The sequence below is a fragment of the Paraburkholderia sp. BCC1886 genome (genome assembly GCF_900996245.1).
Classification (GTDB): Bacteria; Pseudomonadota; Gammaproteobacteria; order Burkholderiales; family Burkholderiaceae; genus Paraburkholderia.
Genome location: NZ_CAAJGK010000129.1, coordinates 267,430 through 290,160, shown reverse-complemented (window position 1 = coordinate 290,160; position 22,731 = coordinate 267,430). Strand labels below are relative to the sequence as shown.

General features: G+C 63.9%; 22 protein-coding genes. 8 read left to right on the top strand and 14 right to left on the bottom strand.

Going from position 1 to position 22,731, the window contains the following annotated elements:
- Nucleotides 1–241: 241 nt before the first annotated feature.
- Together FQ746_RS34590 and FQ746_RS34585 are read left to right on the top strand one after the other, a co-directional pair.
- A complete protein-coding gene (locus tag FQ746_RS34590) occupies nucleotides 242–910 on the top strand; it encodes a TetR/AcrR family transcriptional regulator (RefSeq protein WP_144114291.1) in 669 nt (222 codons plus the stop codon).
- Between the two features lie 31 nt (nucleotides 911–941).
- Complete coding sequence (locus tag FQ746_RS34585) at nucleotides 942–1,907, top strand: DMT family transporter (RefSeq protein WP_144114290.1); 966 nt, start codon at nucleotides 942–944, stop codon at nucleotides 1,905–1,907.
- Here FQ746_RS34585 and FQ746_RS34580 read toward each other — a convergent pair.
- On the bottom strand, nucleotides 1,904–2,650 hold the full coding sequence (locus FQ746_RS34580; RefSeq protein ID WP_144114289.1) for an SDR family oxidoreductase: 747 nt from the start codon (nucleotides 2,648–2,650) through the stop codon (nucleotides 1,904–1,906). The two genes, FQ746_RS34585 and FQ746_RS34580, sit on opposite strands and share 4 nt — an antisense overlap.
- Nucleotides 2,651–2,909: 259 nt before the next feature.
- Here FQ746_RS34580 and FQ746_RS34575 point away from each other — a divergent pair, with 259 nt between their 5' ends.
- Both FQ746_RS34575 and FQ746_RS34570 read left to right on the top strand, forming a co-directional pair.
- Nucleotides 2,910–3,893: an aldo/keto reductase gene (locus tag FQ746_RS34575; RefSeq protein WP_144114288.1), complete on the top strand. Its 984-nt coding sequence runs from the start codon at nucleotides 2,910–2,912 to the stop codon at nucleotides 3,891–3,893.
- 146 nt (nucleotides 3,894–4,039) lie between these two features.
- Nucleotides 4,040–4,393: a DUF4148 domain-containing protein gene (locus FQ746_RS34570; protein ID WP_144114287.1), complete on the top strand. Its 354-nt coding sequence runs from the start codon at nucleotides 4,040–4,042 to the stop codon at nucleotides 4,391–4,393.
- Nucleotides 4,394–4,483: 90 nt separating this feature from the next.
- Here FQ746_RS34570 and FQ746_RS34565 read toward each other — a convergent pair whose 3' ends face one another.
- The 12 genes from FQ746_RS34565 to FQ746_RS34510 all read right to left on the bottom strand — a co-directional run bounded on the left by FQ746_RS34565 (nucleotide 4,484) and on the right by FQ746_RS34510 (nucleotide 17,485).
- The gene (locus tag FQ746_RS34565) at nucleotides 4,484–4,699 is read right to left on the bottom strand and encodes a hypothetical protein (protein ID WP_260854281.1); all 216 of its coding nucleotides are present in this window, start codon (nucleotides 4,697–4,699) and stop codon (nucleotides 4,484–4,486) included.
- A 238-nt stretch (nucleotides 4,700–4,937) separates the two neighbouring features.
- Nucleotides 4,938–5,402, bottom strand: a complete 465-nt coding sequence (locus tag FQ746_RS34560) for a helix-turn-helix domain-containing protein (protein ID WP_260854280.1) — start codon at nucleotides 5,400–5,402, stop codon at nucleotides 4,938–4,940.
- The gene (locus FQ746_RS34555) at nucleotides 5,399–6,571 is read right to left on the bottom strand and encodes an NAD(P)/FAD-dependent oxidoreductase (RefSeq protein WP_144114285.1); all 1,173 of its coding nucleotides are present in this window, start codon (nucleotides 6,569–6,571) and stop codon (nucleotides 5,399–5,401) included. The genes FQ746_RS34560 and FQ746_RS34555 overlap by 4 nt, the downstream gene beginning before the upstream one ends.
- Complete coding sequence (locus FQ746_RS34550; RefSeq protein WP_144114284.1) at nucleotides 6,568–7,974, bottom strand: NAD(P)/FAD-dependent oxidoreductase; 1,407 nt, start codon at nucleotides 7,972–7,974, stop codon at nucleotides 6,568–6,570. Before FQ746_RS34550 ends, FQ746_RS34555 begins: the two co-directional genes overlap by 4 nt.
- A complete protein-coding gene (locus FQ746_RS34545; protein WP_144114283.1) occupies nucleotides 7,959–8,270 on the bottom strand; it encodes a (2Fe-2S)-binding protein in 312 nt (103 codons plus the stop codon). The genes FQ746_RS34550 and FQ746_RS34545 overlap by 16 nt, the downstream gene beginning before the upstream one ends.
- Nucleotides 8,267–10,111, bottom strand: coding sequence for an ABC transporter ATP-binding protein (locus tag FQ746_RS34540; RefSeq protein ID WP_144114282.1), 1,845 nt, complete (start codon nucleotides 10,109–10,111; stop codon nucleotides 8,267–8,269). The genes FQ746_RS34545 and FQ746_RS34540 overlap by 4 nt, the downstream gene beginning before the upstream one ends.
- The gene (locus FQ746_RS34535; RefSeq protein ID WP_144114281.1) at nucleotides 10,111–11,061 is read right to left on the bottom strand and encodes an ABC transporter permease; all 951 of its coding nucleotides are present in this window, start codon (nucleotides 11,059–11,061) and stop codon (nucleotides 10,111–10,113) included. The genes FQ746_RS34540 and FQ746_RS34535 overlap by 1 nt, the downstream gene beginning before the upstream one ends.
- A complete protein-coding gene (locus FQ746_RS34530) occupies nucleotides 11,058–12,011 on the bottom strand; it encodes an ABC transporter permease (RefSeq protein WP_144114280.1) in 954 nt (317 codons plus the stop codon). The genes FQ746_RS34535 and FQ746_RS34530 overlap by 4 nt, the downstream gene beginning before the upstream one ends.
- Nucleotides 12,012–12,086: 75 nt before the next feature.
- Nucleotides 12,087–13,703 carry an ABC transporter substrate-binding protein gene (locus FQ746_RS34525; protein WP_144114279.1) on the bottom strand — a complete coding sequence of 539 codons (1,617 nt, stop codon included), beginning with the start codon at nucleotides 13,701–13,703 and terminating at the stop codon, nucleotides 12,087–12,089.
- Between the two features lie 84 nt (nucleotides 13,704–13,787).
- A complete protein-coding gene (locus FQ746_RS34520) occupies nucleotides 13,788–15,062 on the bottom strand; it encodes an NAD(P)/FAD-dependent oxidoreductase (RefSeq protein WP_144114278.1) in 1,275 nt (424 codons plus the stop codon).
- A gap of 40 nt (nucleotides 15,063–15,102) precedes the next feature.
- A complete protein-coding gene (locus FQ746_RS34515) occupies nucleotides 15,103–15,771 on the bottom strand; it encodes a haloacid dehalogenase type II (protein WP_144114277.1) in 669 nt (222 codons plus the stop codon).
- A 232-nt stretch (nucleotides 15,772–16,003) separates the two neighbouring features.
- On the bottom strand, nucleotides 16,004–17,485 hold the full coding sequence (locus FQ746_RS34510) for an aldehyde dehydrogenase family protein (protein WP_144114276.1): 1,482 nt from the start codon (nucleotides 17,483–17,485) through the stop codon (nucleotides 16,004–16,006).
- A 289-nt stretch (nucleotides 17,486–17,774) separates the two neighbouring features.
- On the opposite strand from FQ746_RS34510, the gene FQ746_RS34505 reads away from it, so the two are divergent.
- From FQ746_RS34505 to FQ746_RS34490, 4 genes are all read left to right on the top strand, one after another.
- Nucleotides 17,775–18,647 carry a GNAT family N-acetyltransferase gene (locus FQ746_RS34505; RefSeq protein ID WP_144114314.1) on the top strand — a complete coding sequence of 291 codons (873 nt, stop codon included), beginning with the start codon at nucleotides 17,775–17,777 and terminating at the stop codon, nucleotides 18,645–18,647.
- A 5-nt stretch (nucleotides 18,648–18,652) separates the two neighbouring features.
- On the top strand, nucleotides 18,653–19,579 hold the full coding sequence (locus FQ746_RS34500) for a 2-hydroxyacid dehydrogenase (protein ID WP_144114275.1): 927 nt from the start codon (nucleotides 18,653–18,655) through the stop codon (nucleotides 19,577–19,579).
- A 142-nt stretch (nucleotides 19,580–19,721) separates the two neighbouring features.
- Nucleotides 19,722–21,119, top strand: coding sequence for an aspartate aminotransferase family protein (locus tag FQ746_RS34495; protein ID WP_144114274.1), 1,398 nt, complete (start codon nucleotides 19,722–19,724; stop codon nucleotides 21,117–21,119).
- A 54-nt stretch (nucleotides 21,120–21,173) separates the two neighbouring features.
- A complete protein-coding gene (locus FQ746_RS34490; RefSeq protein WP_144114273.1) occupies nucleotides 21,174–21,671 on the top strand; it encodes an Lrp/AsnC family transcriptional regulator in 498 nt (165 codons plus the stop codon).
- Nucleotides 21,672–21,684: 13 nt separating this feature from the next.
- Here the strand turns inward: FQ746_RS34490 and FQ746_RS34485 are convergent, their stop codons facing one another.
- Nucleotides 21,685–22,614 carry a LysR substrate-binding domain-containing protein gene (locus FQ746_RS34485; RefSeq protein WP_144114272.1) on the bottom strand — a complete coding sequence of 310 codons (930 nt, stop codon included), beginning with the start codon at nucleotides 22,612–22,614 and terminating at the stop codon, nucleotides 21,685–21,687.
- Between the last annotated feature and the right edge of the window lie 117 nt (nucleotides 22,615–22,731).

Here is a 22,731-nt window from a genome sequence, read left to right as displayed (position 1 = left end):
GATTCTGTCCGTCGCCGCCATCGTAGCCTCCGGCGCCGTGGGAATCGACGCCGGCTAAGCTTAAGCCGCCGAGAAGCGGACATTTGAATCTGGCTAGAAGCGGACATTACAACCTAGCCGCTACATCAAAACTGTTGCTAATTTATATTATGTCAACTTATGCATATCTCGCCACCCACCTTGGCGCGCCGGCCGACCTTCGCTTGATTTAAAGAACGTTCAGTCTTAATATCGCACGATCATGAGACGAACCCGCACGCCCACACCAGCCACGCAGCCCACTGCGCCGGCCTTAGCGACCACCAGACACCGCGTTGCTTCTGCCGAACGTGGGCGTCCCCGTGAATTCGATATCGACGAGGCAACCCGGGCCGCCGGTCGGGTTTTCTGGGAGCAAGGTTATAACGCGACGTCTATCGAATCTCTTTGCAACGCCACCGGCCTGTTTCGCGCGAGTTTATACAGCGCGTTCGGCGACAAGCATGGCCTGCTCGTCGCGGCGTTCGACCAGTATGCAGACGGTGCCGTCGCGCGACTGAAAGAGCGGCTCGAAGCCAAAGCTTCCCCGCACGACGCCTTACGCCACGCCTTGCTTCACTACACGAAAGTCTCCCGCAATCTTTCGGGCCGGCACGGCTGTTTCATCACGAACGCGGCGATCGAACTGCTGCCAACCGACGACGCACTCCGTCCGCATATCGAACAGGCGCTGCAACGCATTGCGTCGTATCTCGCTGCCGCCGTCGTTCGCGGTCAGCAGGCCGGCGAATTCAACGCGGCGCTCGACGAACAGGCGGTGACGACTTTTCTGTTGTGCGTCATTCAAGGCTTTCGTGTGCTCGGCAAGCTGAGTTACGACGAGAAAGAGCTCCTCCCCGTGGTCGACATGACAATGCGGGCGCTGGCCTAAGATTTTTTGCCCATTTCTGGAACGATCATTCATGAATTCAGCTACTGCGAGTTTTCACCCGGCTCACGGCACCTATGCGAGAGGCGTGCTGTTCTGTGTGGCGGCGACCGTGCTCATGGGCATCATGTTTCCCGTCATGACGGACGCGCTGACGCATATCGATCCGTTCACGTTCACCTCGCTGCGCTATCTGATTGCCGGCACGGCGTTTCTCGCCCTGCTTCTGTTCAAGGAAGGCGCGAGTGGCTTGCGAGCGAATGGGGAATCGATTTTTCTGGCGTGGCTCATGGGTTCCATCGGTTTCTGCGGATTCGGCTCGTTCGTGTTTCTGGGGCAACAGATCGCGGGCCCACAAGGCGCTCTGACCGCATCGATCATGATGGCGACCCAACCGATGATGGGACTGCTTCTGCATTCGCTCGTCAAAAAGAGGATGCCGCCGGTCGTGTCGTTTCTGTTTATTCTGATGTCTTTCGCAGGCGTCTCGCTCGTCGTCACGAAGGGCGACCTCGTGCGCGCGCTGCACGAGCCGCAACACTATTCGGCTAATGCGCTCATTCTGGTCGGCGCCTTCTGCTGGGTCACCTACACCTTCAGCGCATCGCGATTCAGAAGCTGGTCGCCGCTGAAATACACCACGTTGACGACGTGGCTGGGACTCACGACGATTCTTGCGCTCAATGTCGTGCTGTTCGCGTTGCACCTCGTGCCCGTACCGTCGACGACGCAACTGTGGGCCGTTGCACCGCATTTGCTGTACATGGGTCCGGTTGCCGGCTTCATCGCGATTCTGTTCTGGAATCTCGGCAACCGGATACTCACGCCGCTCAACGGCGTGCTGTTCATGGACGTGTTGCCGGTCACGGCATTTGCAGTGTCTTCCGTCACGGGCGTCGTGCCCGGTCACGCCCAGATAGCCGGCGCCTGTATGACCGGCGCCGCGCTGATCCTCAACAATCTTTATCTGCGACGCCGCGCGCTGAAACAGGCCGCTTAAAGATCCTGGCTCGTCGGCCTGAACAGAATTTCGTTCATGTCGACATCGTCTGGCTGGCTCATCGCGAAGGCCACCACGCGCGCGAAAGAGTCCGCAGGAATCGCGTGCTGCTCGTAAAACTCCTGAACGCCTTTCGCGACGTCGGGCTCCGTCACGCTGCCCGGCAGTTCCGAGGCGACGGCGCCCGGCGAGATGATGGTGGTGCGCAGGTTGTAGGGCTTCACCTCCTGGCGCAGTCCTTCGGTCAGCATGCGGACCGCCGCTTTCGTCGCGGCATACACCGCACTGCCCGGCCGCACTTTATGCCCCGCCACCGACGACACGTTGATAATGTGCCCGCTTTTTTGCGCTTTCATATGGGGCAGCGCCGCGGCAATGCCATACAGCACGCCCTTCAGATTGACGTCGATCATGCGGTCCCAGTCTTCGATCTTGCCGCGCTCCAGCAACGAATGCGGCATGAGTCCCGCGTTGTTGAGCATCACGTCGACGCGTCCATATTTGTCGACCGCGGTATCGACCAGATGTTTGACCTGCGCCGCGTCCGTGACATCGGTCGCAACGGCGAGCGCGACACCGCCGCTCGCCACGATGCTCTCGGCAAGCGCGTCGATCCGCTCGAGCCGGCGCGCGCCGAGCACGACCACCGCGCCTTGCGAAGCGAGCAGACGCGCAGCGGCTTCACCGAGCCCACTACTCGCGCCCGTGATTACGACCACCTTGTCCTTGATGTTCTGTGTCATGAGTCGATCCTCCCTTTACAAGCCAAGCGAATGAACCGCCGATCATAGCCGCGCAATCGACGATGAAAAAGCCCATCTGTCTGCATGCCGTTGTGCATGCCACTCACAAGTTGCGCCCGCAAGGAACCGCGTCATGAATAGTGAATCTGGCTCATAACCGCTTGCAACCTGATCCGTATTGTTGAGTCAGGAGCATTAGCCTACGCTTGAGTCCATTGAAGGCTCGCCCTTCTATCCCTTGTTCAAAATGGAGAGACACATGCAAAAGCGCAAACTGGGCAATACCGGACTCGAAGTATCGGCACTCGGCCTCGGTTGCATGGGACTGAGCTTCGGCTACGGACCGGCTACGGAGAAAAAGGCCGGCATCGCGCTGATTCAGTCGGCGTTCGAACGAGGCGTGACCTTCTTCGACACGGCGGAGTGCTACGGTCCATTCGTCAACGAAGAACTCGTCGGCGAAGCGGTCGCACCGTTTCGCGATCAGATCGTCATTGCGACCAAATTCGGCTTCGAAGACGGTGATTCGAAGAAGCCGGTGAATAGCCGCCCGGAACGCATTCGTGCGGTCGCCGAGGCGTCGCTCAAGCGCCTGAAGACCGATCGTATCGACCTGTTTTATCAACATCGCGTCGACCCCAGTGTGCCGATGGAAGACGTCGCCGGCACAGTCAAGGACCTCATCGCGCAGGGCAAGGTGAAACACTTCGGCCTGTCGGAAGCCGGTGCGCAGTCGATCCGCCGCGCTCATGCGGTCCAGCCGGTCGCGGCCTTGCAAAGCGAGTATTCGTTGTGGTGGCGCGAGCCTGAGCAGGCCGTGCTGCCCACGCTCGAGGAACTCGGCATCGGTTTCGTGCCGTTCAGTCCGCTCGGCAAAGGCTTTCTGACCGGCGCGATCGATGCGACGACCGCGTTCGACACGACGGATTTCCGCAACGTCGTCCCGCGTTTTTCCGAGGAGAACCGGCGGGCCAATGCGGGCCTCGTCGATGTGCTCGGCAAGATCGCCGAGGGAAAACATGCGACGCGCGCGCAGATCGCGCTTGCCTGGCTGCTCGCGCAAAGACCGTGGATCGTGCCGATTCCGGGCACCACGAAGCTGCACCGGCTGGAAGAAAACGTCGGCGCGGCTGCGCTCGAATTGTCTTCGGCCGATGTCGAGGCGATCGAAACGGCGCTCAAGCAGATCGAGGTGGTAGGCGATCGTTATCCGGCGCAGTGGCAGCAACGTATCGACCGTTGAATGGTGACATCTGGGTGACAAAGGTCGCGTCGACCATAGACCGGAAATTTTTTCATCTCCGTTCTGGACCATCGGCAAGCGCTCATCCCGTGGCACGCCGCATGCGATATCTCTTTCGCAACGCCAACTTTTCTGGGAGAACCACGATGAACAAGCTCAAGCAAATCACCGCAATAGCCGCGCTCGTTGCCACTCCGATCGTCGCATTTGCGCAGTCCGACATGCCGTCGAACACTAACGACTCGCTTACACGGTCTGAGGTCAAGCAGGATCAGCGCAATGTCGAGCAGGCTGGCTATAACAACTCGGTGGGCGACCATGCGTCGTATCCGCGCGAGGCTCAGGCCGCTGAAGCCCGCATCGGCGCGCAACAGGTCCAGCAGGAATCGAATGGCGACTATGGTGGCGTCGTCCCCGGATCGTCCGCATCGGGCGCGCCGATCCAACCCGCTCACACGGGTGGCGCAGCGGGTACGAAGCCGGTGTATTTCGGCCAGTAAGTCCGACCGCATCTGAAAAGAGCAAGCGGCAAACAGGCGGACCTCATCGACGAGGTCCGCTTTTTTTTATGCCGCACGCAGACCGTGAGCCTAGCCGCGTTTGCGCACGACTTCGCGTCCCGCATACACCGCTACGAACAGACCCACGAGCGTAGACGCGACGGCTAAAGACTGAACCTGCCGGCTCGCAGGGAGTGCGTTCGACGCATAAACCCAAAGGGCTACGCCGACTATCGTCAGCAACACGCCGACGACCAGGCTCCAAACCGGTCGTGCGGCTTCGACGCTTTCCAATCTGTGAGACATCTTCATTGCCAGTTTTCCCCGTACGCGCCGACGTTTTCTGATTGCCGATGGCTGCGAGTTTTTGCAGCCGTTCGGTATTGAAGGAGCGTACGCAGTCAAAAACAGGCGATCAACCGGTCAGATTAGTTGTTGTCGAAATGCATCGATTCGGGCTTATTCACGCGCCGGAACCGACGATGCCCTTCTTTTCCAGACGGCTCGACCCACGCGCCGTCGATATAAAACTGCAAGGCATGCTTCATGTGATGGAGGTCTCGAGAGAAGAAATCGGGCGCGCGGGACGCCGGGTATCGCGTTTGCCGGCATCGGCGCCGACGTCGCGTCCATAAGCCGGCGTCAGCGACGGCAACTCATGCCGAAGCTGCGATCGACTCCCGTTCGCCGCGGCGAGCTGCATGAACCGGCTCGGCGTCATTCCACAGCACTTCTTGAAATGCCGGCCGAAATGGCTTTGATCGAAGAACCCCACCTCGGTCGCGACCGCCGATCCCGGCACGCCTTCGAGCAACAGCGTCTGCGCGCGCTGAATCCGCAGGCCGCACAGGTACCGGTAAGGCGACGAGCCGAATTGCTCGCGAAAGACGGTGGCAAAACGCGACACGCTCAACGCCGATAGCTCGGCGAGTTGAGCCAGCGTGACGGGTTCGTCGAAATGGGCTTCGATAAACGCGCGGGCAGCGTTCAGGCCGATGGCTTGTTTCATGACGTCACGCCAGTCGGTAAAGCCGCATCCTGCTGCGCGAAGCGCCGGATGGAAAACGAGTCGAGTGAAATGGACGTGCTGCCGGTATCGATGAGTTCGGCCAGCGTCTCGCCGACGCCCGGCCCGATCTGAAAGCCCGACCCGCAGAACCCGAATGCGTAGAACAAGCCGTCGACCCGGCTGCTCGGACCGATCACCGGCTCGCCATCGGGCAGATAACTTTCCACACCGCTCCACACGCGAATCACGTGAAGCGGCGCCAGCGCCGGCACGAGACGGCGCATTTGCGCGACCTGTCGCACGGTATTGGCCGGCAACACCGATGCACGACTCGTGGCGATATCGGCAGGACCCGCCGGACCGCCGCCGACGATGATGTTGCCGCGTGGAATCTGCCGGAAATAGATGCTCTCTTCCTTGATCGACGTGAACACGCCCATCGACGAACGGAATACGTAAGGCACCGGTTCGGTCACGCACATTTGCGGTCCGCGCGCGGCGATGGGCACGGTTTCGCCGAACTGCGCAGTCAGCCTGCCCGCCCACGCGCCGGCGCAGATCACCAGTTGCGCGGCCCAATACACGTCGCCGCGCGCGCTTTCCACACGGAACCGCCCTGCTTCTTTTTCGACCCTTACGATTTCCGTGTTCTCGACGACCCGCGCGCCGAGCCGCGCGGCCGCACGACCGAACGCGGGCGCCGCGAGCCGCGGATTGGCGTGACCGTCGAGCGGCGAGATCGACGCGGCCAGCACCTCGCGGCCGAGAAACGGAAAACGTTCGAACATGGCTTTGCCGTGCAGTACTTCGAGGTCGAGTCCGTAGGCGCGCGCATCCAGCGCGTATTGATCGAAGTTCTCCACGTCCTGCTGGTGGTAGCACACGCGCGTGTGGGCCGAGGCGAGAAACTCGATGTCTTCGCCGAGCATCTGCGCCGAGCGTTGCCACGTGCGCAGCGCGCGGTTGGCCATCGCGAGTTGCGGCAGCGCACGGCCCTGCCGGCGGATGCCGCCGAAATTCACGCCGCTCGCCTGCTGCCCGGTGAGTCCGCGTTCGAGCAGAATCACCGAGCGCTTGCGCTCACGCAGGAACAGCGCGGTCGTCGTGCCCATGATGCCGCCGCCGATCACGATCACATCGGCTTCATTGCCGGTCGTCGTCGTGCTCATTCGGTCACCTCGTCCTTCATTGCTTCGCTCGATGCTTCGCCGGATGCTTCGGTCAGCGCCACCGGCAGCGGCTTGACCGGTGCCTGACCGCGCAGGCGTCCTACCGCAGACAGCGGAACGCAGGCCGCCGCGGCGATCACTTCCGCGCCCGCATGCGCGCAATAGCGTCCCTGACAGCGACCCATGCCGACGCGTGAAAATGCCTTCGCGCGATTCGCTTCCGTCGCGCCCGACTCGCGTACGACGCGGCGCAACTCACCGGCAGTAATCGCCTCGCAGCGGCAGACGATCGTTTCGTCGGGCAGCGCCGCCGCGAATCGCGCCGGCCACGGGAACGCCTGCCGCAAGCCCGCGGCGAAGCGCGTAAAGCGCGCGAGTTCGGCGCGCAGGCGTTCCACGCCGCTCACCGGCATGCCGCGATCCTGCAACGCGGCAAGCGCCGCGAGACGGCCGGAGCGCTCGGCCGCATCGGCGCCGCGCACGCGCGCGCCGTCGCCCGCCAGGTACACGCCGGGCACGCTGCTGCGGCCATCGGTATCGATTTGCGGCAGCCACTGCTGCGTGTCGGCGTCGAACACAAACTGGCAGCCTGCGAGGTCGGCGAGTTGCGTCTCGGGCCGCAAGTGATACCCGATCGCGACTGCATCGCAAGGCACTTCGAGACGCTCACCTCCGTGCAGCGCGACTTCGACCGCGCTCACGCCGTCCTGCGGCGTGCCTTTTATCTCGAGCGGCTGCACGCCGCGATGAACCGGCACGCGAGCCGCGGCGAGCACCCGCATCAGCGCGATGCCTTTGCCGAGCGCGGCGGGAATCGCCAGTAAGCGAGGCAACGCGGCGACGCGCTGCATCGGCGTCGACGTGTCGAGCACCGCGGCAAGCTGCGCGCCTGCCTTCACGTACTGCGCGGCGACCAGATACAGCAGCGGCCCGCTGCCCATCATCACGATGCGCGAGCCGATGGCGCAGCCCTGCGATTTCAGCGCGACCTGCGCACCGCCGAGGGTGTACGTGCCGGCGTGCTGCCAGCCTTTGACCGGCATCAGCCGGTCCGTTGCGCCACTGCAGACGATCAGCGCGTCGAACTCGAGCGTCCGGTAACGCGTGCCGCTCGTCAGATGCAGCGTATTCGGCGAGATATTCCAGACCAGCGTGTCCGGCAGATAGTCGATGCTGGCTTTCAACGCATCGAAGCGCCGGTGCAACGACTCGGCGCGCGCGGCCTCGGTCCCGTAGAGCGCAGAATAGCTGCGCGTAAAGCCGTCGGGCTGACGTCGATAAATCTGCCCACCATCGCGTCGTCCTTCATCGACGACGACCGGCCGCAGCCCGGCTTCGACCAGCGCCTCCGCCGCACGCACCCCTGCCGGTCCCGCGCCGATCACCACTACGCGCGTGGCCATACGCCCTCCACGGCAGCGAGTCGCGTGACGATCGACATGCCGGGCGTCGCCGGCGTGCTGCAGGCGCGCACGCGCTCGCCTTGCGCGGTCCACACCCAGCAGTCCTGACACGCGCCCATCAGGCAGAAGCCGGCACGCCGGCCGTCGCCGAATTCGGAATCGCGCAACGTGCGGGTGCCGGTGAGCAACGCGACCATCAACGTATCGCCTTCGGCCGCCATCTGCTCGACGCCGTCGACGGTGATCGGAAAGGTCTTGCGACCGGTTTCCGCGAGACGCACAAAACGTCCGTTCATGCCGGGCTCGCCTCCAGGGTTTGCAAGCGGTTCAGTTCGGCGGCCGGATGGTGGCACAGAATCTCCGCGCCCGAAGGCAGCCGTTTGACCGACGGCGGCGTGACGTTGCATTTGCCGTCGATCCGCACCGGGCAGCGCGCGCGGAACGTGCACAACTCCGCAATGTCCGCGCTCTCGCCCATCGCCGGCAGTGCGCTCGCGACGATCTCGCGGCGCGCGTCGAGCCAGCCGGGTTGCAGCGCCGGCACGGAATCCACCAGCAGGCCCGTGTACGGGTGATAAGGCGGCGCGGAGAGGATGTCGCGATGCCCGGCTTCCACGCGATGTCCCGCATACAGCACGATCACGTCGTCGCAGATCGCGCGCACCGTCGAAATATCGTGGCTGATGAACATGTACGACACGCCGAGTTCGCGCCGCAATTCGCCGAGCAGATCGAGAATGGCCGCGCCGACCACGGTGTCGAGCGCCGACGTGACCTCGTCGCACAGAATCAGCGCGGGATCGGCGGCGAGCGCGCGCGCCAGATTCACACGCTGTTTCTGTCCGCCGGACAGGCCCGCCGGTGTGCGGGTCGCAATCGATGCCGGCAGCCTCACCAGATCGAGCAGCGCCAGCATGCGTTTTTTAGCGGCCGCGCCACGCAGATGGTGATAGAACGCGAGCGGCCGGCCGAGAATATCGGCGATGGAATGGCTGGGGTTGAGCGCCGTATCGGCGTTCTGGAACACGATCTGGATCTGCCGGTACTGCTCCGGCGTGCGCCGCGCGATACTGGCCGCGAGCGGCTCGCCTTTGAACAGCACCTCGCCGCGCGCCCGTTCGACGAGCCCCGCCACCACGCGCGCGAGCGTCGTCTTGCCCGAGCCGGATTCGCCGATCACGCCGAGCGCGCGGCCGCGTGGAATCGCCAGACTCACGTCGTCCAGCACGCGCACCGCAGGCACGCCCCAGCGGTCGATTCGGCCATAACCCGCGGAGAGTCCGCGAATCTCGAGCAGCGGCGCTTCGTTGGGAGCGACGTTCGCCGGCACGCTCAGCACGGCTTCGGGGCGCCGCGTCGCAGCCAGCAACTGCCGCGTGTAGGCATCCGCCGGCGCGTCGAGCACTTGCGCGACCGCACCGTTTTCTTTGACAGCGCCGCCGTTCAGCACGACGATGCGGTCCGCCATCTGCGCGACCACGGCCAGATCGTGCGAGACATAAACAGCCGTGGTGCCGAGTTCGCGCACCACCTTCTTGAACGCCGCGAGCACCTCGATCTGCGTGGTGACGTCGAGCGCAGTGGTCGGCTCGTCGAACACGACGACGGCCGGATCGGTGATCAACGCCATCGCCGCCATCAAACGCTGCAACTGGCCGCCCGAGACCTGATGCGGATAGCGCTCGCCGAGCGTGTCGGGCGCGGGCAACGCGAGCGCCCGGAACAGGCCGATCGCCTTCGCGCGCGCCGCTTCCTTCGTCATCAGGCGATGCAGCAAGGCCGGTTCGATGACCTGATCCATGATCGTGCGCGCCGGATTGAAGCCGGCCGCCGCGCTTTGTGCGACATACGCGACGGTCCGCGCGCGCAGCGCACGGCGCCCCTTCTCGTCGAGCGACAACACCTCGACCTCGCCGATACGCACCGAGCCGCCGCTGATCGCACAGCCCGCGCGCGCATAGCCGAGCAGCGACAGCGCGATGGTGGTCTTGCCCGAACCCGACTCGCCGATCAACGCGAGCACTTCGCCCTTCTTCACCGAGAAATCGACGCCCTTGACGATTTCCGTCACCGGCCCGGGTGCAGCGCCCGCGACGACGCGCAGGCCTTTCACTTCGATCATGTCCCGTTCAGCCATCACGCACCTCCGTGGCTACGGCTGCGGCGCCGCAGATTGTCGATCAGCAGATTCATGCCGATGGTCAGCGTCGCGATCGCGACGGCCGGCATCAGCACGGCGGGCGCGCCTTCCGACAGGCCGCCGATGTTCTCGCGCACGAGCGAACCCCAGTCGGCATTCGGCGGTTGCACGCCGAGACCGAGGAAGCTCAGTCCGCTCAGCAGCAGCACGATGAACACGAAGCGCAAGCCGAAATCGGCGAGCATCGGATGCATCATGTTCGGCAGCACTTCGACTCGCGCGATATAGAAGATGCCCTCGCCGCGCGCTCGCGCCACCTGCACGTATTCGAGGTTCATCAGATTGACCGCGAGCGAGCGCGAGATGCGGAACGCGCCGGGAATGTAGGCGAGCGCGGCGACGGTCGTCAGCATCGGAATCGACGAACCGAACGCGGCGATCACCACCAGCGCGAGCACCTTGCTCGGAATCGAAATGAGCGCGTCGAACAGGCGGCTCAAAATCTCGTCGATCACCCGGCCCGAGACGGCCGCGAGCAGACCGAAAAACGTGCCGATCAGGCTCGCCAGCACCGCTGCGGCCAGCGCGAGACCGACCGTATAGCGCGCGCCGTACAGAATCCGGCTGAGCATGTCGCGGCCGAGATAATCGGTGCCGAGCGGGTAAGCCGCGCTGTAGCGGCCGAAGATTTCCGTCGAGGTCAGCGCCCCGCCTTTATACGGCGCGATCAGCGGGCCGATGAAGGCGACGATCAGCCAGAACGCGACCATCGCCAGGCCGATCAGGCCGAGCACGGAAAAGCGGGTCACCAGCCGCCTGAACACGCCCTGTTTGACGACCGGGACTTCGGCGGGCGCGGGTTCGACGACCACTTCGTCGCGGCGCACGTCGTACAGTTCGGTGCCGGCGTGCGGCACGTGGTGGGGATTGGTTGGTTGGCTCATCATCGACGCAGCCTCGGGTTGGAGACGATCTGACACAGGTCGGCGATCAGCACGAGTGCGAGATACGCCGCACAGAACACCATCACGCAGCCCTGCACGAGGGGCATGTCGCGGTTGGTCACCGCGTCCACCATCAGGCTGGCCAGGCCCGGATAATTGAAAATCGATTCGACGATCACGACGCCGCCGAACAGATAGGAAAGACTCAGCGCCACCGCGTTCGCAATCGGGCCGACCGTGTTCGGCAATACATGCCGCCACACCACGCGCACCGGCGACGCGCCCTTGAGCAGCGCCATTTCCACATACGACGAATTGAGCTGATCGAGCACGGCCGCGCGGGTCATGCGCGCCATCTGCGCAACCAGCACGCAGCACAGCGTCATCACCGGCATCGCGTAGATGCGCAACAGCGCCCCGAACGAATGCACTTCCGACAGATACGACAGCGCGGGCAGCCAGCGCAGCTTCACCGCGAAGATCAGCACGGCAATGGTCGCGATCAGGAACTCCGGCACGGCGACGGTCGACAGCGTGAGTACGTTGAGCGTACGGTCGAGCAGCGAACCGCGGAACATGGCCGAGGCAATGCCGATCGCCAGCGCCACCGGCACCGAGACCAGCGCCGTCAGACCGGCGAGCACCAGCGAATTGGGCAGTCGCGTACCGATCAGCTGGCTAACGGGCAGATTGTTCGACAACGACGTGCCGAAGTTGCCGCTGACCACATGCAGCAGCCACACGAAGTAGCGTTGCAGCGCGGGCTGATCGAGACCGAACTGATGCCGCAAGGCGGCCACGGCTTCGGGGGTCGCCGCCTGGCCGAGCGCCTGTTGCGCCGCGTCGCCGGGCAACAGTCCGGTGATGGCGAACACGACTGCCGACACCAGCAACAGTGTGAGCAGCGCGAGGCCGAGTCGCGCGGCAATGAGACGTTGCGCATGTGCTTTCATCGAAAGTCGCCTCTTCAGTTAAAGCCGCACGCCGCGGAATACGCAGCGTGCGTGTTGCAGGGCCGGGCGCGAGGCTCAGCTTTCGAGCCAGACGTTTTCCGCGAACATGAAGCCCATCAGACCGGCGAGCGGAATCGAGCTGAGACCTTTGAGCTTGCTCGTGTACGCGTCGATGGAACTCTGGAATAGCGGAATGCCGATCCCGCCGTTCTCATGCACCAGCACCTGCATGTCGCCGTAGATCTGCTTGCGTTTGGCGTCGTCCGGTTCGCCGCGTGCGGCCAGCAGCATCTGGTCGAACTTCGGGCTCTTCCAGTTCGCTTCGTTCCACGGTGCATCGGACTTGAAGAACTGCGTGAAGATCACGTCCGCGCTCGGGCGTGCATTGACGTTGCCGAAACCCAGCGGATGTTTCATCCAGTGATTCGACCAGTAGCCGTCGGACGGCACGCGCGACACCTGCAGGTTCAGGCCGGCTTGCGGCGCGACCTGCTGCAGGAACATCGCCATTTCGACCGAGCCTTCCGCTGCCGGCGACGCAAAGATCTGGATCGGCGCGCTGCCGACCTTGGCCTTCTGGAAGTGGAACTTCGCCTTGTCCAGATCGAACGGGCGTTGCGGCAAGCCGGCCAGGTAATACTTGTTGGTCGGATCGACAGGCTGGTCGTTACCGATCGTGCCGTAGCCCTGGAAGATCGCGCGGCGCATCTGCTCGCGGTCCTGCAGGTACATCATGCCGCGGCGGAAATCGTCGTTGCCGGTAATGCCACCCTCGTCGCGCACGATCAGGTCGGTGTACAGACCCGTTTTCGTCTCCAGCACGCCGAAGCCGCCGGCGCCCTTGATCTGCGTGGTCGAACGCGGGCTGACCGAGTTAATCAGTTGCACGTCGCCCGAGAGCAGCGCATTCACGCGCGCCGATTCGTCGCCGATACCGATCAGTTCGATTTCGTCGAGATGCGGCAGCCCCGTCTTCCAGTACTTCTCGTTGCGCACGCCGACGGTACGCACGCCCGGCGAGAACTCCTTGACCTTGAACGGACCCGTGCCGATCGCCGTTTTGAAGTCTTTCGTGCCGTCCTTGATGATCTGGAAATGCGAGGTCGCGAGAATTACCGGCAGGTCGGCGTTCGCGCCTTCCAGCGTGATCGTCACCTCGTTCGGGCCCGTGGCCTTCACGTCCTTGATCTGATCGGCCAGCGTCTTCGCTTTGGACGCGGTGGCCGGGTCCTTGTGACGCATGATCGAATACACCACATCGGCGGGCGCGAGCGCCTTGCCGTCGTGGAACTGCACGCCGCTGCGCAGTTTGACCACCCACACGGTCGCATCCTTCGTGTCGAGCGAAGTCGCGAGCGACATCTTCGCGCCGAGATGCGCGTCGAGTTCGGTCAGGCAGTTGTAGAACATGAAGCCGCGTACATAGTCGGTGCCGAGCGCGCCTTTCGCGGGATCGAGCGTGTCGGCCGCGGAAGCGGATTGCGTCGCGACGCGAATCTTGCCCCCCTGCTTCGGCTTCGCCTCTGCGAGCGCTGCGCCGCTGGCGGCGAGCAGGCCGCCGCCCGTGACCGACATCATCCCGGCAGCGCCCAGGGCGCGCAGCACGCCGCGGCGCGAGGCGCCTTTGGCCGTCAATCGCTCCAGCTCGATGCCGAGTTGATGAGCGCCTGGTTGCGAGTTTTCCTTATTCATCGAACTTCTCCGCGAGGGTGAGCAGTGTGGGCTGCAAGGTAGGGAGGTTGGGAGGTGGAACTGGCCAGTCGAACAAACGAACGATCAATAAAACATGTCTTTGATGCGGTAGTACGTGCCCACGAGCGGCAGGAACCAGGGCTTGCCGGTATGGCCGGGAATCGCCGGCCAGTCCGCTTCGCGCCACGGATTGCGGTCTTCGTGTCCGTCCATCACGTCGGCCATCACCTGGCCCATGTGAGTCGACATCTGCGTACCGTGACCGCTGTAGCCCAGCGAGTAGTAGATGCCGTCGTGCTGGCCGGCGTGCGGAAAACGGTCGGCGCTCATGTCCACCAGACCGCCCCAGCAATAGTCGATGCGGGCGCTGGCGAGCGTCGGAAACATCGCGGTCAGGCCGTCGTGCAGGATTCGGCCGCTGCGCGCGTCGGATGGCTGCTCGGACGCGGTAAAGCGCGCGCGGCCGCCGAACAGCAGACGCGAGTCGGGCGTCACGCGAAAGTAGTTGTGCATCAGACGCGTGGTGGTGTACGCGCGCCGGTTCGGGAACAGTTGCGCCAGCACCGCCGGGGCCAACGGTTCCGTCACGACGATGAACGAGCCGACCGGCGCAAGCCGTCGCCGGTACCAGCCGAACGGACCGTGCCGCGACGGGCCGGTCGCGATCAGCACCTGCTTCGACCGCACTTCGCCGCGCGCGGTGGTGACGCGAAAGCCGCCGCCCTCTTTCGCGATACCGGTGACCGCCGCGTTTTCGTAAATCTTCGCGCCGCGGCGCACGGCGGCTTCGGCAAGGCCGATGACGAACTTGCCCATATGCATCTGGCCGCCGTGCCGTTGCAGCAGTCCGCCGTAAAAACTGTCGGACTGGATTTCGCTGCGAATACCGTTGCCATCGATCAGTTCGATATCCGTATCGACTGCACGGCGAATCGCTTCGGCGGTCTTCTCCAGATGCGCGAGATGATGTGGCTTCGACGCGAGCTTCAGCTTGCCGGTCGCGATGTAGTCGCAGTCGATGTTTTCTTCGCGGACCAGACGCTCCACCGTATCGACCGCATCCGAAAACGCCCGGTAGCAGGCGCTCGCGCGTTCCACACCGAGTTGCGCGACCAGCGCCGCGAAGTCCTGCGCGACACCGGTGTTGACCTGTCCGCCGTTGCGCCCCGATGCACCGCCGCCAATGCGGCCGGCGTCGAGCACGGTGACCGAAGCGCCGCGCTGACCCAGCGCCTGCGCCGCCGACAGGCCCGTGAAGCCGCCGCCGATCACCGCCACATCGGTTTGGCCGTCGACCGGACCGTCGCTTGCCGAGCGCAGCGGCGGTGCGGTATCGAGCCAGTAGGAATCGAGCTTCATCCGGTCTGTCCTTTAAGAGGGCGCGGGTCGGAGAACCGGCTTACAGGCCGAGTTCCGAAGCGAGATGCGGAATGTCGTTGACTTCGTAGTACTGGTAGTACGGCGTCGACGGTTCGTGGCCGCGCTTGACGAAAGCCTTGTGCTTGATGCCCAGATCGTGCGCGGTCATCAGGTCGTAGCGCAGGCTCGACGACACGTGCAGCACGTCTTCGGGATTGCAGTCGAGCTGGTCGAACATGTACTCGAAGCCCTGCATGCGCGGCTTGTACGATTGCGCCTGCTCGGCGGTGAAGACCTTGTGGAACGGCGCGCCGAGCTTGTCGACGTTGCTCTGGATCTGGTTGTTCGACGCGTTCGAGAGAATCACCAGCTTGTACTTCTTGGCGAGGCGCGCGAGGCCTTCCGGAACGTCCGGGTGCGGGCCCCAGGTCGGCACGGCCGTGTAGATCTTTTCGGCTTCCACTTCGTCGAACTCGACGTTCATGCGCTTGCAGGCGCGGCGCAGCGCGTTCACCACGACATCGCGATACGGCTTCCATGCACCGAGCACTTCGTCGCGGCGATAGCCCGAGTAGAACGCGATGAGCTTTTCCAGGTCGTCGGCGCTCAGCAGATGACCGAACATCTCGCGGGTCATGTCGGCCATGTGGAATTTGGTCAGCGTGCCGTAGCAGTCGAAGGTGATGTACTTCGGTTCGAAATCGATCATGGTGCAGTCCTATCGTGATGGTGAACTCGCAATCGGAGCTCTTTGGGCGAAAACAGCAACGGGTTGCATGAGGCGGGAAAGCTCATGCCTGAAAAAGATTTAATCAGTGCAAAAACATAGATGCGGTTGATTCGGGCGCTGCCGGTGACACAAACCATGCGTTTTTGCGGGCGCTACAGCACAGAATGCGGCGACTCCCTTGAAGCCCTTTCCGTGCAAGGGTTAACGGCAATCAAGCACGCAGATCGATCAGCACGCTCTTGAAGCGCAGGTTCGCTTCGTAAGCCTGACGCCCGAGGTCCTTGCCGATGCCCGAGCGCTTGTAGCCGCCGGTGGGAATCATGAAGTCGGCCGTGCGGCCATAGCGGTTGACCCACACGGTGCCCGCTTCGAGTCCGCGCACGAAGCGCAGCGCGCGGCCCAGGTCGGCGGTGTGCACGCCGGCCGCGAGGCCGTAATCGGGATGCTGGGCGAGCGCGAGCGCCTCTTCTTCGGTATCGAAGGTTTGCAGCGTCAGGACAGGTCCGAAAATCTCTTCGCGGACCGCTTCCGAATGCACGGTCACGCCGGTGAGCAGCGTCGGCGTATAGAACGCGCCGTCGGCTCCGCCGTCTGCACGGACGCCGCCGTACGAGAGCGTCGCGCCGGCGTCCAGCGTGCGCCCGACGATGCCTTCGATACGGGCCGCCTGCGGCGCCGAAATGATCGGCGAGAGCGTCGTGCCGGCGGCCCACGTCGGGCCCGGCCGCAATTCCGCGAAAATCCTGCCGATGCGCTCGGCGAGCGGCTCCGCGAGACTGCGCTCGACCAGCAGCCGCGAGCCCGCCACGCAAACCTGCCCGGCGTTGCCCGTGATGGCGCCGGCGATGCGGCGCGCGACGTCGTCCAGACGCGGCGCGTCGGCGAACACGATTTGCGGGCTCTTGCCGCCCAGCTCCAGCGTCACCGGCTTGGTGCCGCTGTTCGCACACGCGGCCATGATCGACGCACCCGTGCGGGTCGAGCCCGTGAAGGTGACCTTGCTGATCTTCGGATGGCGCACGAGTGCGTCGCCGGTGACGCGGCCATCGCCCTGAATCACGTTGAAAATGCCCGCGGGCACGCCGGCCTGAACGGCCAGTTCGGCCAGCCGCAGCACCGAGAACGGCGTCATTTCCGAGGGCTTCAACACCACGGCGTTGCCGGCGGCGAGCGCGGGCGCGATCTTCCACGAGGCCATCACCAGCGGGAAATTCCACGGCGCGATGGCACCGATCACGCCATACGGCTCGGCGATCGTCATGCCCAGATGATCGTGGTCGGTGGCGGCAACGTCGCCGCCCAGCTTGTCGGCGAACTCGGCGTAAAAGCGGATGCCTTCGGCGGTAAACGGCACGTCCCAGCCGATGGCCTGAGCGATGGGACGCGTCGAGCCGAGCGATTCGAGCCGGCCGAGGTTCGGCGCATCGGCTTCCACGAGGTCGGCGAAGCGGCGCAGAATTTTCGCGCGTTCGCGCGGCGCCATGCGGGCCCAGCCGCTGTGCCGGAAAGCCTGCCAGGCGTTGTCGACCGCGCGGTCCACCATCGCCGGGTCGGCGACCGGTACCGATGCGTAGACCACGCCGTCCGACGGCCGCGCCACCTCGATGCGGGTCTCGGCGCCCGCATCCACGTAATCGCCGCCAATATAGTGTCCGCTGCGAATCGTGACGTCGGCCGGATTGAAGCTGTCCATGAAAAGGGATCCTCTATGACTGGCTGGTGGTCCGCGTTGGGCATTCGTCGAACGCCGTCGCGATGAACTCCATCGTAGAGCCGCACCCGTGGCATAAATCGCCGACAAAAATCGCCATACAGCAGAACTCACCTGTAATGCGTGTCCGCACCTGGCGTTTTGCATCGAATGCGTGCACAGCCCTTTGCGAGACCCTGGATAGAAAGATCGTCCTAGTCACATGGCGCCACCGATGACACAGTGACGCGTAAGCCATCAGTCATACAGGGAGCACGGCGTGTCCGATTCGATTACCGATCCGATCACCTATAGACGGTTCACCCCCGACGACATCGCTGCCGCGCACGCGTTGACGGTCGAGCTCAAGTGGCCGCATCGCGCGGACGACTGGAGATTCGTGGCCCTGCTGGGCGAGGGCTTTGTCGCGGAAGACAGAAGCGGTGTGATCGGTACCGCGTTGTGCTGGAAATATGGCGCGACGAGCGCGTCGCTCGGAATGGTGATCGTGTCGCCGGCCCGTCAGGGGCGCGGCATCGGCAGACAGTTGATGGAACGGGTGCTCGACGCACTGGGCGAGCGCGTCACGTTCCTGCACGCCACCCCGGCAGGCCAGCCTCTCTATGAGAAGCTCGGCTTTCGCGCGATCGGCACGCTCGACCAGCATCAGGGCGCGGCGTTCCAGCCGCCGCTCGTGTCCTTGCCGCCGGGCGAGCGTCTGCGCCCGCTCGGGTCGAGCGATACCGCGCGGCTCGTGCAACTGGCGTCGCAGGCAAGCGGGCTGGATCGCAGCGACGTGCTACCGGTATTGCTGGACGCGGCCGACGGCATCGCGCTCGACCGTGACGGCGAGCTGATCGGCTTCGCGCTGTTTCGCCGCTTTGGCCGCGGCTTTGCGATCGGCCCGGTGGTTGCACCCGCCTCGGAGGACGCGAGCCGCGCGAAGGCGTTGATCAGCCATTGGCTCGCGCTGAACGAAGGCGTGTTCGTGCGCATCGACACGCCCGGCGACAGCGGTCTGACCGAATGGCTGGAGCAACTCGGGCTGCCGCGCGTGGACACCGTCGTCAAGATGGTCCGTCATGCGCCGCTGGACCAACCTGCGAGCAGCGGTGACAATTTGCGCTGCCTGCAATACGGCATCATCAATCAGGCAATCTGCTGACCGACATGGCTTTCCTCTATAAAGCGGACCCGGCGCGCGGCGCGCAGTGGGCCGATATCTTTGCGCAGAAGGCGCCCGACCTGCCGTTTCATATCTGGCCCGATCACGGCGATCCGGCCGCTGTCCGTTATCTGGCCGCATGGCAACCGCCCGAGGATCCCACGCGCACTTATCCGAACCTCGAAGTCGTGTTCTCGGTCGGCGCGGGCATCGATCAGTTCGACCTCTCCGGTGTGCCGGCGCATGTGCCGGTGGTGCGGATGATCGAGCCGGGCATCGTCGAGGGCATGGTCGAATACGTGACGCAGGCCGTGCTGACGATTCATCGCGACCTGTTCGACTACCGGTTGCAGCAACAGCAGCAGGTTTGGCGCGAAATGCCGCTGAAGCCGGCCAGCCAGCGGCGCGTCGGCGTGCTCGGTCTCGGCGTGCTGGGCACGGCCGTGCTGGAACGCCTGCGACTCTTCGGGTTCGCATGCGCAGGCTGGAGCCGTTCGGCTCGCGAGATCGAAGGCGTCGACACGTTTGCGGGCGAAGCCGCACTCGATGCGTTTCTCGCGCGCACCGACATCCTCGTCTGCCTGTTGCCGCTCACGCCGGCTACGCGCGGTTTGCTCGACGCGCAACTGTTCGCCAAGCTGCCGCACGGCGCGTCGCTCATCCAGACAGGGCGTGGTCCGCATCTGAATCAGCCGGACCTGCTCGCGGCGCTCGAGAGCGGCCAGTTGCAGAACGCGATTCTCGACGTGACCGATCCCGAGCCGTTGCCGGCCGGGCATCCGTTGTGGACGCATCCACGCGTGCGCATCACGCCGCATATCGCCAGTGCAACGCGGCCGGAGTCGGCGGTCGAAGTCGTGCTGGAGAACCTGCGCCGTCACCGTGAAGGTTTGCCGATGATCGGTCAGGTCGACCGCGCCCAGGGCTATTGAGCGCAGTGCAGCAGAAAATGCTAAAGCGGCCCATCAAAACGCGTCGTGCACGCTTTTCGGGCAATTGTTTAGCGGAGCGGGGAGGGCTCGCCGATCAGTAGTATGAGACGGTCAACAGCCCTCCCCGCGACGAGAAACCATCATGCCGATTCAATCGCTCATCGAAGCCGACCGCAAGCATCTGATTCACCCGGTCATCAATTACCGCACGCACGAAGCGCGCGGCGTCACCGTCCTCGAATCCGCACGCGGCGCGTTTCTGCGCGATGCGGCGGGCAACGAACTGCTCGACGCGTTTTCCGGACTCTGGTGCGTGAACGTCGGCTACGGTCAGCAGAGCATCGTCGATGCGGCCACCGCGCAAATGCAGAAACTGCCCTACGCCACCGGCTATTTTCACTTCGGCTCCGAACCGGCCATCGAACTGGCGCAAAAGCTGGTCGACGTCTCGCCCGCTTCGCTGCAGCACGTGTACTTCACGCTCGGTGGTTCCGACGCGGTCGACTCGGCCATCCGTTTCATCACGCACTACTTCAACGCTACCGGCCGCCCGGCGAAGAAGCACATCATCTCGCTGGAGCGTGGCTACCACGGCTCGTCGTCGACGAGTGCCGGACTCACCGCCCTCCCCGCGTTCCATCGCAACTTCGATCTGCCGCTGCCGACCCAGCATCATCTGCCGTCGCCGTACGCGTATCGCAACGACTTCGCCGACGACGCCGCATTGATCGCGGGCTCGGTCGCCGCGCTCGAAGCGAAGGTCGCCGAACTCGGCGCCGACCACGTCGCCGCATTTTTCTGCGAACCGATTCAAGGCTCGGGCGGTGTGATCGTGCCGCCAGTCGGCTGGCTCACGGCGATGCGCAATACCTGCCGCAAGCTCGGCATCCTGTTCGTCGCCGATGAGGTCATTACCGGGTTCGGCCGCACGGGACCGCTGTTTGCCTGCCAGGGCGAGAACGTCGAGCCGGACATGATGACCGTCGCCAAGGGATTGACCGCGGGCTATGCGCCGATGGGCGCCGTGCTGATGTCCGACGAGATCTATCAGGGTCTCGCCGACAGCGACGCCGAAGCGGTAGTCGGCCACGGGCATACGTATTCCGCGCATCCGGTGAGCGCGGCGATCGGTCTCGAGGTGATGCGCCTTTATCACGAAGGCGGCATTCTCGCGAATGGCGTCGCCCATGCGCCGCGTTTTGCACGCGGTCTCGACGCGCTGCTCGAGCATCCGCTCGTCGGCCAGCAACGCTACCGCGGTCTGCTCGGTGCGCTCGAACTGGTCGCCGATAAAGACAGCAAGGCGCGCTTCGACCCGGCGTTGAAGCTGTCCGAGAAAATCGCCGCGGCCGCTTATGACAACCGCCTGATTTTCCGGGCCTTCGGCGACAATATTCTTGGCTTTGCACCAGCGCTCTCGTACACTGGGGACGACTTCGATCTGCTGTTCGAACGGCTCGAAAAAACCCTCGACGACGTGCTCGCTCAACCCGACGTGCGCGCTGCGTTGAAGCTCAGAACGCCGGCCGCTGCATGCTAGAGTAGACGGCACGCCAAGCCCTCTGCCCCCCTTCGCCGGAGCGACAACGTTACGATGAGCAGCGACTGCAAGCTAGACCGGATTGATCTGCGCATACTGTCCCAGTTGCAGAAAAAAGGCCGCATCACCAATGTCGAACTGGCCGACGAGGTCGGCCTTTCGCCGAGTCCCTGCCTGATCCGCGTCAAGCGTCTGGAGAAAGCCGGCTATATCGTCGGCTACGGTGCGCAAATCCAGCTGGAAAAACTCGGCGACGTGCAAATCGTCTTCACCGAAGTCACGCTCGCCGACCATCGGCGGGAAGACTTCATCAAGTTCGTGAATGCGATTCGCGACGTCGACGAGATCGTCGAATGCCATCTGGCGAGCGGCGGCTACGACTACCTGCTCAAGTTCATCACGCGCAGTGTCAGCCACTATCAAAGCATTATCGAGGGGCTGCTGGAACGCGATATCGGTATCGAGAAGTACTTCAGCTTCGTGATCATCAAGTCGCCGTTCGTGAAGAGCCACTACCCGCTCGAAACGCTGTTCTCACAGAACCACCCGTAATCGTCGTGCGGGCTCATTCACTGCCCGCATCGTCCGGCGGACTCCAGCCGGCGAACTCTTCACTCAGAAAATCCACGCACACCCTTACCTTCGCCGACTGCGCGAGCCGCGCCGGATACACGGCCCACAGGTTCGCCGGTTGCGTGACCTCGGGCAATACCTGCTGCAACTGCCCGCTTTCAAGTAATGGCCGCACGTCCCACATCGAGCGCAATACGATGCCGCGTCCGGCTAGCGCCCATTGCACGGCGACTTCACCATGATTGGTCGAGAGCGGCCCGGTGACCTTGATGGACACGGTCTCGCCGCGCACGGTCAACCGCCACAAACCGAACGGATGATCGCGCTCCTTGATCGCGAGACACGCATGCGACGACAGGTCGGCCAACTGACGTGGCGCGCCCTGCTTCGCGATGTAGCCGGGCGATGCGCAAAGCACGCGATGATTCGACGCGAGCCGCCGCGCGATCAGATGCGGTGCGATTTCGTCGCCGATGCGCACGTCCAGATCGAAGCCTTCGCCGCCGACGTCGACGAGACGGTCGAACAGATCGAGCCGCACGCTCAATTGCGGATAGCGCTCGGAGAAGCGCGCCAGCGACGGCGCGACAAAACGGCGGCCGAAGCCGAAGCTGCTGGAAATGCGCAGCTTGCCCGCGGGAAGACGGCGGGTGGTGGAGACGTCCTCCACCAGTTGTTCGACGTCGTCGAGAATTTTTTCGGCCCAGCTATACACGCGCTCGCCGGCCTCGGTAATCGCCACCCGGCGCGTCGAGCGGTGCAGAAGACGCGTACCGAGCGTAGTCTCGAGCACGTTGATGCGTTTACTGACATAGGCCGCGGACACCGACAGGGCTTCCGCCGCCGCGCTGAAACTCGATTTGCGCGCGACCTCGCAAAACACGCGTAAATCGCCGAGATCCGGTGATGGAAGAGCATCCATGGGTCGGTGGTTTGTACACGAATCGTGCACAGTGGCTTAACTGGATCGACCATTTTAGTCTTAATTGGCAGGAATAAAATAGCCGTTATCGAATCGTCGAATGTCCCATGGAGGAGC

Bases quoted from the DNA above. Each gene is read 5' to 3' on its own strand.
- FQ746_RS34590 (WP_144114291.1), top strand. From the start codon at position 242: ATGAGACGAACCCGCACGCCCACACCAGCCACGCAGCCCACTGCGCCG.
- FQ746_RS34585 (WP_144114290.1), top strand. From the start codon at position 942: ATGAATTCAGCTACTGCGAGTTTTCACCCGGCTCACGGCACCTATGCG.
- FQ746_RS34580 (WP_144114289.1), bottom strand. From the start codon at position 2,650: ATGACACAGAACATCAAGGACAAGGTGGTCGTAATCACGGGCGCGAGT.
- FQ746_RS34575 (WP_144114288.1), top strand. From the start codon at position 2,910: ATGCAAAAGCGCAAACTGGGCAATACCGGACTCGAAGTATCGGCACTC.
- FQ746_RS34570 (WP_144114287.1), top strand. From the start codon at position 4,040: ATGAACAAGCTCAAGCAAATCACCGCAATAGCCGCGCTCGTTGCCACT.
- FQ746_RS34565 (WP_260854281.1), bottom strand. From the start codon at position 4,699: ATGTCTCACAGATTGGAAAGCGTCGAAGCCGCACGACCGGTTTGGAGC.
- FQ746_RS34560 (WP_260854280.1), bottom strand. From the start codon at position 5,402: ATGAAACAAGCCATCGGCCTGAACGCTGCCCGCGCGTTTATCGAAGCC.
- FQ746_RS34555 (WP_144114285.1), bottom strand. From the start codon at position 6,571: ATGAGCACGACGACGACCGGCAATGAAGCCGATGTGATCGTGATCGGC.
- FQ746_RS34550 (WP_144114284.1), bottom strand. From the start codon at position 7,974: ATGGCCACGCGCGTAGTGGTGATCGGCGCGGGACCGGCAGGGGTGCGT.
- FQ746_RS34545 (WP_144114283.1), bottom strand. From the start codon at position 8,270: ATGAACGGACGTTTTGTGCGTCTCGCGGAAACCGGTCGCAAGACCTTT.
- FQ746_RS34540 (WP_144114282.1), bottom strand. From the start codon at position 10,111: ATGGCTGAACGGGACATGATCGAAGTGAAAGGCCTGCGCGTCGTCGCG.
- FQ746_RS34535 (WP_144114281.1), bottom strand. From the start codon at position 11,061: ATGATGAGCCAACCAACCAATCCCCACCACGTGCCGCACGCCGGCACC.
- FQ746_RS34530 (WP_144114280.1), bottom strand. From the start codon at position 12,011: ATGAAAGCACATGCGCAACGTCTCATTGCCGCGCGACTCGGCCTCGCG.
- FQ746_RS34525 (WP_144114279.1), bottom strand. From the start codon at position 13,703: ATGAATAAGGAAAACTCGCAACCAGGCGCTCATCAACTCGGCATCGAG.
- FQ746_RS34520 (WP_144114278.1), bottom strand. From the start codon at position 15,062: ATGAAGCTCGATTCCTACTGGCTCGATACCGCACCGCCGCTGCGCTCG.
- FQ746_RS34515 (WP_144114277.1), bottom strand. From the start codon at position 15,771: ATGATCGATTTCGAACCGAAGTACATCACCTTCGACTGCTACGGCACG.
- FQ746_RS34510 (WP_144114276.1), bottom strand. From the start codon at position 17,485: ATGGACAGCTTCAATCCGGCCGACGTCACGATTCGCAGCGGACACTAT.
- FQ746_RS34500 (WP_144114275.1), top strand. From the start codon at position 18,653: ATGGCTTTCCTCTATAAAGCGGACCCGGCGCGCGGCGCGCAGTGGGCC.
- FQ746_RS34495 (WP_144114274.1), top strand. From the start codon at position 19,722: ATGCCGATTCAATCGCTCATCGAAGCCGACCGCAAGCATCTGATTCAC.
- FQ746_RS34490 (WP_144114273.1), top strand. From the start codon at position 21,174: ATGAGCAGCGACTGCAAGCTAGACCGGATTGATCTGCGCATACTGTCC.
- FQ746_RS34485 (WP_144114272.1), bottom strand. From the start codon at position 22,614: ATGGATGCTCTTCCATCACCGGATCTCGGCGATTTACGCGTGTTTTGC.